This is a genomic window from Sphingomonas palmae, from assembly GCF_900109565.1.
GTDB lineage: Bacteria > Pseudomonadota > Alphaproteobacteria > Sphingomonadales > Sphingomonadaceae > Sphingomonas > Sphingomonas palmae.
This window is the reverse complement of sequence record NZ_FNZZ01000005.1, coordinates 214,430-229,900: the sequence shown is the minus strand read 5'-3', so window position 1 is coordinate 229,900 and position 15,471 is coordinate 214,430. Positions and strand designations below refer to the sequence as shown.

The 15,471-nt window shown below is 68.5% G+C and carries 14 protein-coding genes; 7 read left to right on the top strand and 7 right to left on the bottom strand.

Translation table 11 applies throughout. The features are described from left to right. The coding region (locus BMW51_RS13445; protein WP_143051867.1) for a transposase at window positions 1-322 on the top strand (322 nt) is incomplete at its 5' end. A gap of 427 nt (window positions 323-749) precedes the next feature. Here BMW51_RS13445 and gyrB read toward each other — a convergent pair. The 6 genes from gyrB to BMW51_RS13410 form a co-directional block, all read right to left on the bottom strand. Continuing rightward, entirely contained in the window at window positions 750-3,263 is a 2,514-nt protein-coding gene (gene gyrB / locus BMW51_RS13440) for a DNA topoisomerase (ATP-hydrolyzing) subunit B (RefSeq protein WP_093007259.1), read from the bottom strand. A gap of 85 nt (window positions 3,264-3,348) precedes the next feature. Further along, entirely contained in the window at window positions 3,349-4,116 is a 768-nt protein-coding gene (locus tag BMW51_RS13435; RefSeq protein ID WP_177171681.1) for an OmpA family protein, read from the bottom strand. Window positions 4,117-4,193: 77 nt separating this feature from the next. Then, window positions 4,194-5,453: an MFS transporter gene (locus tag BMW51_RS13430; protein WP_093007257.1), complete on the bottom strand. Its 1,260-nt coding sequence runs from the start codon at window positions 5,451-5,453 to the stop codon at window positions 4,194-4,196. Between the two features lie 195 nt (window positions 5,454-5,648). After that, on the bottom strand, window positions 5,649-6,686 hold the full coding sequence (gene recF, locus BMW51_RS13420; protein WP_093007253.1) for a DNA replication/repair protein RecF: 1,038 nt from the start codon (window positions 6,684-6,686) through the stop codon (window positions 5,649-5,651). A gap of 111 nt (window positions 6,687-6,797) precedes the next feature. Further along, window positions 6,798-7,589, bottom strand: coding sequence for a Coq4 family protein (locus BMW51_RS13415; RefSeq protein ID WP_093007251.1), 792 nt, complete (start codon window positions 7,587-7,589; stop codon window positions 6,798-6,800). A gap of 55 nt (window positions 7,590-7,644) precedes the next feature. Beyond that, window positions 7,645-8,907 (bottom strand): dicarboxylate/amino acid:cation symporter, encoded by a 1,263-nt coding sequence (locus BMW51_RS13410; RefSeq protein ID WP_093007249.1) that lies wholly within the window; start codon window positions 8,905-8,907, stop codon window positions 7,645-7,647. A gap of 61 nt (window positions 8,908-8,968) precedes the next feature. On the opposite strand from BMW51_RS13410, the gene glmM reads away from it, so the two are divergent. Beyond that, window positions 8,969-10,309, top strand: a complete 1,341-nt coding sequence (gene glmM / locus BMW51_RS13405; protein WP_093007321.1) for a phosphoglucosamine mutase — start codon at window positions 8,969-8,971, stop codon at window positions 10,307-10,309. A 121-nt stretch (window positions 10,310-10,430) separates the two neighbouring features. Here glmM and BMW51_RS13400 read toward each other — a convergent pair whose 3' ends face one another. Next, window positions 10,431-10,736: a hypothetical protein gene (locus BMW51_RS13400; RefSeq protein ID WP_093007247.1), complete on the bottom strand. Its 306-nt coding sequence runs from the start codon at window positions 10,734-10,736 to the stop codon at window positions 10,431-10,433. 132 nt (window positions 10,737-10,868) lie between these two features. Here BMW51_RS13400 and BMW51_RS13395 point away from each other — a divergent pair, with 132 nt between their 5' ends. The 5 genes from BMW51_RS13395 (at window position 10,869) to folP (ending at window position 15,373) form a co-directional block, all read left to right on the top strand. Next, entirely contained in the window at window positions 10,869-11,096 is a 228-nt protein-coding gene (locus tag BMW51_RS13395) for a DUF1272 domain-containing protein (RefSeq protein WP_093007245.1), read from the top strand. Between the two features lie 116 nt (window positions 11,097-11,212). Beyond that, window positions 11,213-12,382, top strand: a complete 1,170-nt coding sequence (gene thiD / locus BMW51_RS13390; RefSeq protein ID WP_093007243.1) for a bifunctional hydroxymethylpyrimidine kinase/phosphomethylpyrimidine kinase — start codon at window positions 11,213-11,215, stop codon at window positions 12,380-12,382. Continuing rightward, complete coding sequence (locus tag BMW51_RS13385) at window positions 12,382-13,035, top strand: ribonuclease HII (RefSeq protein ID WP_093007319.1); 654 nt, start codon at window positions 12,382-12,384, stop codon at window positions 13,033-13,035. Before thiD ends, BMW51_RS13385 begins: the two co-directional genes overlap by 1 nt. Window positions 13,036-13,186: 151 nt before the next feature. Continuing rightward, window positions 13,187-14,317: a site-specific DNA-methyltransferase gene (locus BMW51_RS13380; protein WP_093007241.1), complete on the top strand. Its 1,131-nt coding sequence runs from the start codon at window positions 13,187-13,189 to the stop codon at window positions 14,315-14,317. A gap of 9 nt (window positions 14,318-14,326) precedes the next feature. Continuing rightward, window positions 14,327-15,373 carry a dihydropteroate synthase gene (gene folP / locus BMW51_RS13375; RefSeq protein ID WP_093007239.1) on the top strand — a complete coding sequence of 349 codons (1,047 nt, stop codon included), beginning with the start codon at window positions 14,327-14,329 and terminating at the stop codon, window positions 15,371-15,373. Window positions 15,374-15,471 lie beyond the last annotated feature (98 nt).

Here is a 15,471-nt window from a genome sequence, read left to right as displayed (position 1 = left end):
CAATGTCAGCGACGTGAAAGCGGCACCTGCGCTCCTCAAACAAGCCGGTCGCATGCGCTACCTCCTTGCCGACAAAGGCTACGATGCCGACCGGCTGCGCCGCTCGCTCCGCGATGCTGGAGGCGTTCCTGTTATTTCCGGACGACGAAGCCGCAAACACACTATCCGCTACGACAAGGACCGATACCGTGGCAGGCATCTCATCGAGAACGCCTTCTGCCGTCTCAAAGACTTCCGCCGTGTCGCCACCCGCTACGACAAACTCGCCGCCAACTTCCTCTCAGGCGTCGCCATCGCAACCGCAATCGCCTTCTGGCTCTGATTGAGTCTCAGCCCTAGCTGTTCGTTTCAAGGGTTACCGCGGCTGACGACGTCGCCCTGCTCTGGCGCTCGCGAGAGCGAGGCAGCGGACCACAGATTCCTCAGCGTCTATCCTTGCCCTACGGAGAGGACAGGGAGAGGACTGGGGAACTCCCCCGCGGCAGCAGGGCGCCGCTTGCTTGGTGCGCTTACAAGAGAGTGGAAGCGGCATGCGCCACAGATGCCGGAACACTTATCACCGTTCTTGCCGACGCGCTGATCTGGTTCGTGCCGACAAGTGACAGCGCGATGGCGCTCCAGCGAGAAGGCCCGTCACCTCCTATTCGACGCATCGCGCACTCAGCAAAGACCGGCACAATCACCTGACGGCGAGCCGAGGCATCAGCCACGGCAGCGGGACGGCTCATGCCACACGTCCCGCTTCCGGATCACACGTCGAGGTTGGCGACCGACAGCGCGTTGTCCTGGATGAACTCGCGCCGCGGCTCGACCACGTCGCCCATCAGACGCGTGAAAATGTCGTCCGCCGCATCCGCCGCCGCAATCTCGACGCGCAGCATCGAGCGGTTCGACGGATCGAGCGTCGTTTCCCACAATTGCTCGGCGTTCATCTCGCCTAGCCCCTTGTAGCGCTGGATCGACAGCCCGCGCCGCCCGGCGAGCAGGATCGCGTCGAGCAGCTGCGACGGCCGCGCGACCAGCGTCTCGCCCTTGCCGACGGTCACCGTCTCCTCGCCATTCTCGTCGGTCTGCTCGGCATCGGCGGGTGCCTCGACCACGTCCGCTGCCGCCGACTTCGAGCGCACCAGCTTTGCTGCCTGCGCGTAAGCCTCGGCCTGTTCGGCGGCGAGCGTGTGGAGCTTGCGCGCCTCGGCGGAGGACAGGAACGCCGCCTCGACGATGTGGTGGTCGGTGACGCCGCGCCACAGCCGCTGAAAGTGGATGCCGCCTTCCTCGGTCACCTGCGCGCTCCACGTCGCCTCGGTATCGCCCTGGTCGAGACGGCGCGTCACCTCGGCGACCGCCGCCACACGCTGCTCACGCGAAGCCTCGGGGTCGAGCGCGCCGCCCAGCGCCAGCGTCTCGATGATCGCCGGGTCGTAGCGCCTGGGCACGTAGCGCATCAGCGTCCGCATCCGCCGCGCATGGTCGACCAGCACGCGCAGGTCGGCGTCGAAGCGCGTGCCGCCCGCTGTCTCCAGCATCGTCGCGCCCACGCCCGCTTCGACCAGGTAATCGTCGAGCGCGGCATCGTCCTTCAGATACACCTCACTGCGCGCCTTGGTCGCCTTGTAGAGCGGCGGCTGCGCGATAAAGAGGTGACCGGCCTCAATGATCTCGGGCATCTGGCGATAGAAGAACGTCAGCAGCAGCGTGCGGATGTGCGCGCCGTCGACGTCGGCGTCGGTCATGATGACGATCTTGTGATAACGCAGCTTGGCGAGGTTGAAGTCGTCGCGGCCGATGCCCGTGCCCATCGCCTGAATGAGCGTGCCGATCTCGCGGCTGGCGAGCATCCGGTCGAAGCGCGCGCGCTCGACGTTCAGGATCTTGCCCCGGAGCGGCAGGATCGCCTGGAAATGCCGGTCGCGGCCCTGCTTGGCCGAACCGCCCGCGGAATCGCCCTCGACCAGGAACAGCTCGGACTTGGCGGGATCGCGCTCCTGGCAGTCGGCCAGCTTGCCGGGGAGCGAGGCGATGTCCATCACGCCCTTGCGCCGGGTGAGCTCGCGCGCCTTCTTCGCCGCCTCGCGCGCGGCTGCGGCGTCGATCACCTTGCCGATGATCGCGCGGCCGTGCGCGGGGTTTTCCTCCAGCCACTCGGCCAGCTTGTCCGCCATCAGGCTTTCCAGCGGCTGGCGCACCTCGGAAGAGACGAGCTTGTCCTTGGTCTGCGACGAGAATTTCGGGTCGGGCAATTTGACCGACACGATCGCGGTCAGCCCTTCGCGCATGTCGTCGCCGGTCAGCGTGACCTTTTCCTTTTTCAACAATCCCGTCTTGTCGGCGTAATTGTTGAGCGTGCGCGTCAGCGCGGCGCGGAACGCGGCAATGTGGGTACCGCCGTCGCGCTGGGGTATATTGTTGGTGAACGCCAGCACGTTCTCGTAATAGCTGTCGTTCCACTCGAGCGCGACGTCGATGCCGACCTCGTCGCGGTTGCCGTTGATCGCGATCGGCTCGGGCATCAGCGGCGTCTTGTTGCGGTCGAGATACTTCACGAACGCGGCAATCCCGCCCTCGTAGAACAGCTCGACCGACTTGGGCTCCTCGTGCCGCGCGTCGGTCAGGAACAAACGCACGCCCGAGTTGAGGAAGGCGAGCTCGCGGTAGCGGTGCTCCAGCTTCTCGAAGTCGAACTCGGTGATCTTGAACGTGGAAGGTGAGGGGAGAAAGGTGACGCGCGTGCCCTTCTGCCCTTCCTCGGCCGGACCGACGACCTTGAGCGGCGCAACCGCATCGCCGTGCGCGAAGCGCATGTAATGCTCCTGCCCGTCGCGCCAAATCGTGAGGTCGAGGAACTCCGACAGCGCGTTGACCACGCTGACGCCGACGCCGTGCAGACCGCCCGATACCTTGTACGCGTTGGTATCGCTCGTGTTCTCGAACTTTCCGCCCGCGTGCAGCTGCGTCATGATGACCTCGGCCGCCGACACGCCTTCCTCGGGGTGGATGCCGGTCGGGATGCCGCGGCCGTTGTCGGTCACGCTGACCGACCCGTCGGCGTTCAGCTGGATGTCGATGCGGTCGCAATGCCCCGCCAGCGCCTCGTCGATCGCGTTGTCCGAGACCTCGAACACCATGTGGTGCAGGCCCGATCCGTCGTCGGTGTCGCCGATGTACATGCCCGGCCGCTTGCGCACCGCGTCGAGGCCCTTGAGCACCTTGATCGAGGAGGCGCCATATTCGTTGGAATTGCTGTTCTGCGGGTCGCTTGCCATATCAAGCATGTAGGGATTTCGCGCCCGGAACGGAAGCGAAATGGGACGCTTCACACCCTTGAGAGGGCGGAAGCGTCCCGTCCGCTCAGTAGCGCGCGAACTCGCTCGCGCGGCGACCCAGCAGCGTCACCTCGACGCGGCGGTTCTGCCGCATCCCCGCCGCCGTCGCGTTGGTGGCGACCGGATCACGCTCGCCGTGCCCGACGACCGAGAAGCGCGCGCGGGTCACGCCCATCTGGTCGAACGCCGCGCGCACGCTCGCGGCGCGACGCTCCGACAGGTCCTGATTGTGCGCCGCGGTGCCGCGCGAGTCGGTAAAGCCGTCGATCGCAACGCGCACGCCCGGATTGTCGCGCAGATAGCCGGCGAGCGGGCGCAATTTCTCGATCGCGCCGGGACGCAGCCGGTCGCTATCGGTCGCGAACAGCACGTCTTCCTGCAGCGTCAGCGTCGCGCCGCGCGGGGTCTGGCGGAACCCGTAATCGTGCATCGCGCGACGATCCCATCCACCGCGCCCCGGCACCACGCGCGTTTCCTCGATCACCGTCACGCGGTCGGCGGCGGGCCAGGCGTAGCGCGCGCGGTTTGGTCCCGCGATCGCGACGAAGGCGTCGTTGGCGGCTTCCGCCTCGCGCGGCTGGACGCGGCCGTCGCGATTATAGTCGAAGTTGCGCATGACGAACGCCTGCCCGCGTGCGCTGTTGCGCAATTCGGGGAACAGCAACCGGACGCCCGCGCCGACCAGGCGGTAGTCGCCGGGGCGGTAATCCCAGCGGCCCTGCGCCGTCGCCGGCAAGGCAGCAGTGGTGGCCAGTGTCGCCGCCGTGGCGATCAGAAAAGACAGTTGTTTCACGCGAACATACTCCTGCAAAACCCCCGCAGGCGAACGCGTATGGCGGTATTCGGTTTAACCTGGGTTGGCCGAAATCGTCAGCCGAGGTTCACCGGATCGGCCGGCAGCGAACGATCGCGCAGCGACAGGAAGCACCCGCCCGCACCCAGCAGCGCGACCGCGCCCGCGATCAGCGCCGCGTCGTAATTGCCGAACAGATCGTGCAACCGACCAAAGCCGATGATGCCGATCGCGGTCCCGACCAGTGTCAGCGGCATCGCGCTGCCATAGATCTCGCCGAACGCGCGTAGCCCGAACAACCGCGCGGCCAGGAACGGCAGCAGGTCGTTCTCCGCCCCGTTCATCAGACCGGCCAGGAACACCAGCGCGAGCGCGATGCCCACGTTCGACGAACCCCAGGCGAGCCCGATGAAGGCGAGCGCGGAGACGAGCGCGAAGGCGGCGGCGGCGGGTTGCGGGCGATAACGGTCGATCAACGCGCCGATCAGCAGCCGCCCCGCGATCGCGCTTGCCCCGAACGCGGTCAGCAGCACCGACGCCTCCGTACTGTCCAGCCCCATCTCCAGCCCTAGCGGCACAATCTGCGTAACGAGCCCGGTGGTCGCCAGATTGACCAGCATCGCGCCGACGACGATGCGCCAGAACCGCGGATCGCGCCGCGCCTGAGCCGCGGTCATGCCGGCGACGATGACAGGAGGTGTGCCGTCGTCCACGATCGTCGGCTGCACGACCGACGACGATGCGCGGATCACCAACAGGATGACGGGCAGCGCCGCCGCGCTCGCCAGCGCCAGCGCGACGAAGCCGCGTCGCCAGCCCCAACTCTGGATCACCCAGCCGAGCGCGGGGGCGGCAACGATCGTCATCACCGCCAGTCCCGACGTCGCGATCGCCAGCGCGGTGCCGCGATGCTCGCGAAAACGCAGCGCGATCATCTTGCCATAAACGAGGCTACTCGTCCCCGGCACCGCCAGCACCAGCAACACGATGCACGCCTGATAATGCCAGATCGCGCCGCCGACGCTCGCCAATAACAGATACGCCGCGACCAGCACTGCCGACGACGCGACGATCACCGGGCGTACGCCGACGCGGTCGGCCACGCGCCCGACGAAGGGCGCGATCAGCACGCCGATCAGCGCTAACCCTGCGGCGGTCGAAATATCCCCGCGCGACCAGCCGAACTCGCGCTCCAATCCGGGCGTGAACAGGCTGGACAGATTCTGGTACAATCCGGGTCCGAACCCTGCACCCAGCAGCGCGGCGACGACGACGCGCCAGCCGCGCCGCCACTCCGACCGCGGCTGCACCGCCGCGTCGTCACCTACGGCCGGCATGACAGGTGCGGTGTCAGGCTCGATGACGCGCCATCCTTGCCGTGCGCCGCATCACGAATGTGTTCGCAAAGACATCGATCATGCGCATCCACTTCGACCCGTCCGCCGGTACGCCGCGCCCGGTCGATCGTTCAACCGGCTCAGGTCCGGCTGCGTTCCGCCATCGGCCCGGCGCGCGCAGGATCGGCGCGTAGATCACAGCGCGACGTGCATCGCATTCTCGGCCGCGTCGAACAAAGCGCGCTCGGTGCCCGTCATCCACACCTGTCCGCGCCCCGACAATCGCGCGAACAGCGCCGCGCGTCGCGCCGGGTCAAGGTGCGCGGCGACCTCGTCGAGCAGCAGCACCGGCGCTGCCCCGCGCCGCTCCGCCACCAGTTCGGCATGCGCCAGCACCATGCCGAGCAGCAACGCCTTCTGCTCGCCGGTGGAAGCGAGCGCGGCGGGCGCCTGCTTGTCAACGTGCGTGACCAACAGGTCGACGCGGTGCGGACCGACCAAGGCGCGACCCGCCGCGGCATCGCGCGCACGACCCTGACGCAGCGCGGCGGCGAACGCGTCGGCGTCGTCCGACCATCCCTCCAGCACGATCGACGCGCGCGGGAAATCGAGCGTCGGCGCGTCGCGCAACCGTTCCTCCAGCGCCGCCACACTGGTGCGCCGCGCCGCATCGAGCGCCAATCCGTGCCGCACCATCTGCGCCTCCAGCGCGTCGAGCCAGGCGGGCTCGGGCGCGTCCTCCGCCAGCAGCCGGTTACGGTCGCGCATCGCGCGATCGTAGCGCTGCGTCTCGGCCGCGTGACCGGGATGGAGCGCGAGCGTCAACCGGTCGAGAAAGCGGCGCCGCTCGCCCGCGGGCTCGACGAACAGCCGGTCCATCGCCGGCGTCAGCCACAGCACCGACAATCGCTCGGCCAGCGCGCCCGCGCTCGCGTTCGCACCGCTCACGCGCACCACGCGGCGCTCGGGCGCGGTCGCCAGCGTGCCCGTCGCGATCTCGACTCCGTCGATCAGCGTCGCCGCGACTCCGAACCCGCCCGGCCCGTCGCTGCGCGCCATCTGCGACAGACTCGCGCGGCGCAGGCCGCGGCCGGGCGCCAGCAGCGACACCGCTTCCAGCACGTTGGTCTTGCCCGCGCCGTTGTGCCCCGTCAGCACAACGAACCCGCGCGCCGGCGACAGCTGCAGGTCCGCGTGATTGCGAAAGTCGGTGAGCACCAGCCGCGAGAGCATCGCGCGTGTCCGTAGCGCGCTTTGCCGGACCACGACACCCCGGCACGAACCGCGGCGTGCCGATCGGTCCACCGCCCGGCCGGGATGGCCGCGCGGCGGCTGTTGCTGACGTTACGCCGCCAACCGCTCCGGCTCCGCCGCGCGCGCCTTCTGCGCGCTCAGATACGATGCCATCGCCGGGCCCAGCTCACGCTGCGCGCGGCGATACTGGACCGGCTCCTTGATGTTCAGCCGCCGGCGCGCGGCGTCGATTGGTTCGTGCAGCAGCTCGAGATAGTCCTCGCCCGAGATCCACTTCGCCGCGCGGCCGTGGCGATAGCCCTCGATCACGGCGCGCGCGAACAGCGTCCCCTTGGTCACGTTCAGGCTCTTCAGCGACGCGGCGCCTGCGATGAACGCCCAGCCGAGCCCGCCGACCTGCGCGTAGCTGAACGCGACCAGCGCCGCCTCGCCCAGGCTCTCGTCCGCCTGATAGCCGGTCAGCACGTGCCAGATGTCGTGCGTGTCGCGAATGCGCCGCCCCATCCACGCGTAGGGGTGCACCATGTCGTCCTCGTCGGGCTGGAGCTTGCTGACCGCTACCAGTCCGTCGGCCGAATAGCCCGTCGTCTCTAGGAAGTGCCGGTACGCCGCCCCGACCGTGTCCGGCGCAAAGCTCGCGACGAAGGCGGGATCGGTAAAGCGCTCGGCCAGCTCGACATGGTCCTGCGCGATGCGGCCACCCTTCTCGGTCGCGATCAGCCGCGCATAATTCTGCGGCGCGTTTCCGACGTTCAGCGCGCGCATGATGCGGAACACCTGCTGCGTGTCGTCGCCGTTGTTCATCAGCTTTCTGATCGCATCGATCGCGCTGCGCCAGTCGCGCTTGCCGTCGGTGCCCGGAAACGGGGGAAGGGTAGCCATGAGTCGACTCCTTACTGACAAGGGTGTCAATAAGTCGTTTCCGCCACGTCGTCAATCAAGCAGCGGGTAGCTCCACCAGTTCGTCGTCCTCCACCGGTTCGGCGCCGCGGCCGAGCAGTGCGGTGGTGGCGATGTCCATCGTCACGTTGCCGACGGTGCGGATGATGTCTGGGATCGTCTCCACCGCGACCAGCAGGCCCAGCGGCGCGACCGGCGCGCCCAGCGTCGCTGCGACCGGCGCGATCGCGCTGACGTAGCTGACCGTGCCCGGCAGGCTGACCGATCCGAGCGAGGTGAGCGTCGCGACCACGGTCGCGGTCGCGATCGTGCCGAAGGTCAGCTCGACCCCGAACCAGCGCGCGACGTAGATCGCGACCGCCAGGTTCATCGCCGGCCCCGTCGCGCGGAACACCGCGACTGCCAGCGGCAAGGTTACGCCGCCGACGCGCACCGGCACTCCCGCCGCGCGCGTGCCCTCCAGCATGGCGGGAAGCGACGCGAGCGAGGATTGCGTGCTGATCGCCACCACCTGCGCCGGCAGCGCGGCGCGTACGAACCGCCCCAGCGGCAGGCGCGCACCCAATAGCGCGAGTGGATAGGCGAACAGCGACACCACCACGCCGACCGCGACCACGGTCAGGATATAATGCACCAGCGCCCCGAACGCGCCCGTGCCTGCGCGCGCGCCGACCACCAGCGCCAGCGCGAACACGCCGACCGGCGCGATCCACAGCACCCAGTCGATCACCACCAGCATCGTGTCGCGCAGCGCGGTGAAGAACTTGGTCAGCAGCACGCGCAGCTCGGGCTCGATCCGACCCAGCGCGAACGCGAACACGAGCGTGAAGATGATCAGCGACAGGAACGCATTGTCGCCCGCCGCCTTCACCACGTTCGACGGCACCACGCCGGCTAGGAACTCGCCCAGCGGCGGCACCTCCGGGATCGCCTGCGCGCCCGTCAGCGCGGACCTGAGCGCCGCCGCCGATGCAGCGGGCAGCGGCACCAGTTCGAGGAACAACGGCGTCAGCACCGCTGCCGCCGCCGCCGAGCAGAACAGCAGAACGACGTACAGCGCGATCGCGCGCGCGGCGAGCCGCCCGGCCTTCGCGGCCTCTGCGGTCGCGGCAACGCCCGTCACCAGCAGCGACACGACCAGCGGCACGATCGTCATCTGCAGTCCGTGGAGCCACGCCGAGCCGATCGGCTCCGCCACGCTCGCCACGCCCGGCACGTAAGCGGGCGCGAAGGCGGCGAGGGCGATCCCCGCCGACAATCCGACGATGAGCGAGAGTAATATTCGGGTCGCCTGCGACATTATCGCCCTTTTCATCGGCACTCGTTATGGAGCCCAGCAGCGCAAGCGGATGGAAGGCGTGATGGCAAGAAAGTATTTCGGCACCGACGGCATACGTGGGCTTACCAACGCGGGTGCGATGACCGCCGAAATGGCGATGCGCGTCGGCATGGCGGCGGGTCGCCACTTCCTGCGCGGGCAGCACCGCCACCGCGTCGTGATCGGCAAGGACACGCGCCTGTCGGGCTATATGCTGGAAAGCGCGCTGCAGGCGGGCTTCACTAGCGTCGGCATGGACGTAACGCTCGTCGGCCCGATTCCGACCCCCGCGGTCGCGATGCTGACCGCGTCGATGCGCGCCGACATGGGCGTGATGATCTCGGCCAGTCACAATCCGTTCGGCGACAATGGCATCAAGCTGTTCGGCCCCGACGGGTTCAAGCTGTCGGACGAGGACGAGGAAGCGATCGAGGCGCTGATCGACGGTGACGACGCCGAACTGGCGCAGCCGGCCGAGATCGGCCGCGCCAAGCGGATCGACGACGCGCGCGGCCGCTACATCCACTTCGCCAAGACGACCTTTCCCGCCGACCTGCGCCTCGACGGCCTGCGCGTCGTCGTCGACTGCGCCAACGGCGCCGCCTACAGCGTCGCGCCCGAGGCATTGTGGGAATTGGGCGCGGAGGTGATCTCGATCGGCGTTACGCCCAACGGCCTCAACATCAACGACAAGATCGGCTCGACCCACCCCGCCGCACTCTCGGCCAAGGTGCTGGAAACGCGCGCCGACATCGGCATTGCCCTCGACGGCGACGCCGACCGCCTGATCGTCGTCGACGAGCGCGGGCGCGTGATCGACGGCGACCAGCTGATGGCGACGATCGCCGAGGGCTGGGCGCGCGCCGGACGGTTGAAGGGCAACGGCCTCGTCGCCACCGTCATGTCGAATCTCGGCCTCGAACGTCACCTGGCGCAGCACGGCCTCGGGCTCGTGCGCACCAAGGTCGGCGACCGCCACGTGCTCGAACGCATGCGCAGCAGCGGCTACAATGTCGGCGGCGAGCAGTCGGGGCACATCATCCTGTCCGATTACGCCACCACCGGCGACGGCCTCGTCGCCGCGCTCCAGGTACTCGCCGAGGTCAAGCGCGCGGGACGGCCCGCCAGCGCAGTGCTCCACCGCTTCGAGGCGGTACCGCAGATCCTCAAGAACGTCCGCTTCGCCGGCGGCAAGCCGCTCGAGCATGACGCGGTCATGGCCGAGATCGCGCGCGCCGAGGCCGAACTCGCCGACACCGGCCGCCTCGTCATCCGCCCCTCGGGCACCGAACCCGTCATCCGCGTCATGGCGGAGGGCGACGATCGCGCGCAGGTCGAACAGATCGTCGACGCGATCTGCGACGCGGTCCGACGCGCGGCGTGAAGGGTGCGTCCCGGCTGCGTTGCGCGGCCGGGGCACGGCCAAGGCAAGGCAAGTGGGTGAACGTCCGTTGCCGAACAATAGCTGGCAGTTCGAGGGCGTTTTCGCTTCCGATTGCCGCCACTCATTGACGTCCGAAGCGCTGCCGCAGCTTTCTAACAAGAGCCACGATTAGCAAAGCAGGAATGCCGCCAATGATACATCCGGCGGCAGCCCATAGAGCGAGCATAACAAGCATGACGGCGAACATGCCGAGTTCTTGCCACGCCGCCATCCTCCAAGGCTCCATGAACAGCACGCCCAGCCCGAAGGACAAAAGGAATGGAGTTCGAAAACCCGGTCCATTTTTCGACAAGAAGGCCGCAGCGACTACCCAGCACGCGGTGATCATGGCCGCGAGCGGGATCACAATAAGACCGGAGACATCCATGAGACGACGGTAGTAGCGGTTTCAACAATGGTACAGCCGAGAAGCCGCCATGCCACTTCCCACCACATGACATCGGCACAAGCGTCTAGCCACTATCTTTCCCCCGCGACGCCGCCACGCTATCTCCGGCCCATGCTCGAGATGCGCCCCGATTGCGAACGCTGCGGTGTCGACCTGCCCGCCGATGAGGGCGGCGCGTTCATCTGTTCGCTGGAGAATACCTTCTGCGCCGATTGCGCCGACGCGCTCGACGAGCGATGCCCGGATTGCGGTGGCGAGTTGCTCGACCGGCCGGCGCGCGTCGGCAAGTTGCTGGCGAAACACCCCGCCTCCACCACCCGCCATGCCCGCGCGCACTGAGCGGCGGCGCTGTCCTTCCCGCACCCTTGCCGCTAGCGCGCCCGCATGGTCACCAACCCTTGTTCACGCGACGTTGAGATCACGCGCGTGAGTGTCAACTTTCTCAACTTCGCCGCATGACGATCCCGCGCATCCTCGTGGTCGCCGGCTCGGACTCGGGCGGCGGTGCCGGAATCCAGGCCGACATAAAGACGGTGACGATGCTCGGCGGCCACGCGATGACCGCCGTCACCGCGCTCACCGCGCAGAACACGCTGGGGGTCGAGGGCATCCACCCGGTCCCGCCCGCCTTTGTCGTGCAGCAGATGGCCTGCGTCGCCAATGACCTCGGCGTCGATGCGGTCAAGATCGGCATGCTTGGCGGTGCCCAAGTCGCGCACGCGGTTGCCGACGAGCTGGACAGCGGTCGCTACGGCGAGCAAATCGTGCTCGATCCCGTCATGGTCGCGACGAGCGGCGCGGTGCTCGCCGACGCGGACACGATCACGGCGATGCAGCGGCTGGCGACGCTCGCCACGCTCGTCACGCCCAACCTCCCCGAGTTCCGCGTGCTGTGCGGGCGGGCCGACCTGAGTGACGACGCGATCGAGGCAGAAGCGTCCGCCTACGCCGCGCGCGTCAACACGCACCTGCTGGTCAAGGGTGGCCATGCGGAGGGCGACACGATTGTCGACCGCCTGTTCTCGCCCGACGGCGCGGTCACGCGCTGGTCCGGCGCGCGCATCGACACGGTCCACACGCACGGTACCGGCTGCACGCTGGCAAGCGCGATCGCGGAGGGGCTGGGGCGCGGTCTTGCGCTGGACGAAGCGATCGCGCGCGCGCGCCTGTTCGTTCGCCTGGCGTTGCGGCAAGCACCCGGGCTGGGCCGCGGGCACGGGCCGATGGGTCATGCGCAGGTCCGCGACGTGCCGGGTGAGCGCCCGACGCTCAACCAGGTCACGCTGCCGACAACCGACCATGCCGCCAGCGTCGCTTTCTACCAAACGCTCGGGCTGACCCGGATCGTCGACAGCGGCGGCCGCTATGCGCGGTTTGAAAGTGCGGGCGGAACCACGCTGTCGGTCGAAGCCGCCACCGAGATTGGCGGGGGCGCGATCGTCTATCTCGAGGTCGCCGATCTCGACGCTGCGGTGGCGGCTGCGCGTGCTGCGGGGATCGCGATCGCCGATCCGGTCGACCAGCCGTGGGGCTGGCGCGAGGCGTCGCTCACCGACCCTGCCGGGAACGCGCTGCGCCTCTACACCGCGGGCGAGTATCGCCGCTTTCCGCCGTGGCGCGTCTGATGCCGGGGCTGAAACACGAGAAACTCTGCCTGCCCCCAATCGCGGGTGTCGACGAGGCGGGCAGGGGGCCGCTCGCCGGTCCCGTCGTCGCCGCGGCCGTTGTGCTGCCGGCAAAGGGCATCCCGCGCGGCATCAACGATTCGAAGAAGCTGCCCGCGGCCGAGCGCCAGCGGCTCCACGACCGGCTGCTGGGCTGCGCGGTGGTCGGCATCGGCGTGGTCGAGGCGGACGAGATCGACCGGCTGAACATCTACTGGGCGACGATGAAGGCGATGACGCTCGCGGTCGATCAGGTGGCGGCGCTGCTCGGCCACGTGCCCGGCCACGTGCTGGTCGACGGCAACCGCCTGCCGCGCTGGCGCTACGCCGCGACGCCGATCGTCGGCGGCGACGCGGTCAGCACCTCGATCGCCGCCGCGTCGATTGTCGCCAAGCACACGCGCGACCGCATCATGATCGCGCACGCGGAGGCTTACCCGCATTACGGCTGGCATTCGAACAAGGGCTATGGCTGCGCCGCGCACCTGCGCGCGCTGCGCGAGCACGGGCCCGCGCCGATTCACCGTCGCAGCTTCGCACCCGTCGCGCAGGCCGAACTGCCGTTCGCACGTGGCGGCGCGGCTGAGTCTTTCGAGCCACACCACAACCGCTAGAGTCTGCGCGCAGCGGTTTGACTCAACATCTGGCCGCGGTCCGCTTCCGTTCCGCCGCGTTGACGAAGCCTCAACCATCCTCGTCAACAAAGTGTGCTTGACGGAGTCCTGCTTTCCCGCACGATAGGGGTCGTTCAAGGGGGCCTGGGTGATGGGTGTGTTAACGAAGGTCGCGCGGCCTGGGCGCGCGATCGACGCGGCGGAGTCGGTGCTGCCGCTCGACCAGATCGTGATGGGCGATTGCGTCGCCGCGATGCGCGCGCTGCCCGCGAAATCGGTCGACATGATCTTCGCCGATCCGCCCTACAACCTGCAACTCGGCGGCGACCTCAACCGTCCTGACGGCAGCCACGTCGACGCGGTCACCGACGATTGGGACAAGTTCGACAGCTTCGCCGCCTACGACGCCTTCACCCGCGCGTGGCTGACCGAGGCGCGGCGCATCCTGAAGGACGACGGGACGCTGTGGGTGATCGGCAGCTACCACAACATCTTCCGCGTCGGCGCGGCGGTGCAGGATCTCGGCTACTGGATCCTCAACGACATTGTCTGGCGCAAGGCCAATCCGATGCCCAATTTCCGCGGCACCCGCTTCACCAACGCGCACGAAACGTTGATCTGGGCGTCAAAGGGCGAGAAGGCGAAATACACCTTCAACTATCGCAGCATGAAGACGCTGAACGACGAATTGCAGATGCGCTCCGACTGGGAATTCCCGATCTGCGGCGGGCAGGAGCGATTGAAGAAGGGCGGGGTCAAGGTTCACCCGACGCAGAAGCCCGAGGCGCTGCTCTACCGCATCCTGCTTGCCTCGACCAAGCCCGGCGATGTCGTGCTCGACCCGTTCTTCGGCACCGGCACCACCGGCGCGGTCGCCCGCCGGCTCGGGCGGCGCTGGATCGGGATCGAGCGTGAGCTTGCTTACGTCGACGCAGCGATGGAGCGGATCGCCGCCGCGCTGCCGCTCGACGAATCGGCGCTGGCGACGATGCAGAGCCCGCGCAGCGCACCCAAGGTCGCGTTCGGCGTGCTGGTGGAGAACGGCTATCTGAACCCCGGCACGGTGCTGTTCGACGCCAAGCGCCGCTTCACCGCCACCGTCCGCGCCGATGGCAGCCTGCTGTCAGCGTGCGGCGCCAGCGGATCGATCCACAAGCTCGGCGCGGGCGTGCAGAACGCGCCGGCGTGCAACGGCTGGACCTTCTGGCACCACGAGGTCGACGGCGCGCTCCAGCCGATCGACGCGGTCAGGCAGACCTACCTGCTCGCCACGCAGCCGTAGAGGTCCGCGATGCACCTGCGCCCGGTCCAGTTCGTCGATACCCCCGCCGCACACGACGACGGTGCGGTCGCGCGGCTCGCGGGCGGGATGCAGTGGTTCGCGGCGTACGAGGTGCTCGACGCCGGGCGGCGCTTCACCGTGCCGGTGTCTGAAGTAGGCGGACTGGGTGAGCGCGCCGCGACGCTCCACGCGCGCGTCACCGCGCCGCGGCCGGCGTGGCAGCTTGGGCCTCGCACGCTGCGCTTCGACCAGCCGCAGGTCGCCGGCATCCTGAACGTCACCCCCGACAGCTTCTCGGACGGCGGCGCGCGCGTCGACGATCCAGTAGCCGCCGCAGCCGCCGGCGTTGCGATGGCGGGCGCGGGCGCGGCGCTGGTCGACGTCGGCGGCGAATCGACCCGCCCCGGCGCGGCACTGGTGTGGGAAGAGGACGAGGCGCGGCGCGTCACGCCCGTCGTCGAGCGGCTTGCCGCCGCGGGCGTGCTCGTCTCGATCGACACGCGCAAGGCGGTGGTGATGGAGGCCGCACTCGCGGCGGGTGCGGCCATCGTCAACGATGTCGCGGCCTTGTTGTGGGACGATCGCGCGATCGAGGTCGTTGCGCGCAGCGGTGCACCCGTCATCCTGATGCATTCGCCCGATCCGAAATCGGGTCCGCACGGCGGCCACGGCTACGCCAATGTCGTGACGGAGGTGTTCGACTGGCTGGAGGCGCGCATCGCCGCGGTGGTGGCAGGCGGCGTCCACCGCGCGCGGATCATGGTCGATCCCGGCATCGGTTTCGGCAAGTCGCTGTCGGACAATCTCGCGCTCATCAACAACCTGACCATCTTTCACGCGCTCGGCTGCCCGGTCATGCTGGGTGCCAGCCGCAAGCGATTGATCGGCGCGCTGTCGAACGAGGCGCCGGTGGCCGAGCGGCTCGGCGGATCGGTCGCGCTCGCGTTGAAGGGGGCGGAAGCCGGGGTGCAGTTGCTGCGCGTCCACGATGTGGCGGAGACCGTGCAGGCGCTGCGCGTGTGGCGCGGCCTGCGCGACCGCGCGCTCGTCAGCTAGCCAGCGGCGCAAACTTGGCTGCGGTCTTGCCGCCTGATTGTCGCTTTCCGATCGGGCCGTTTCAATACGTTTCTGCGGGCGCCTTCGGGCAATAACCA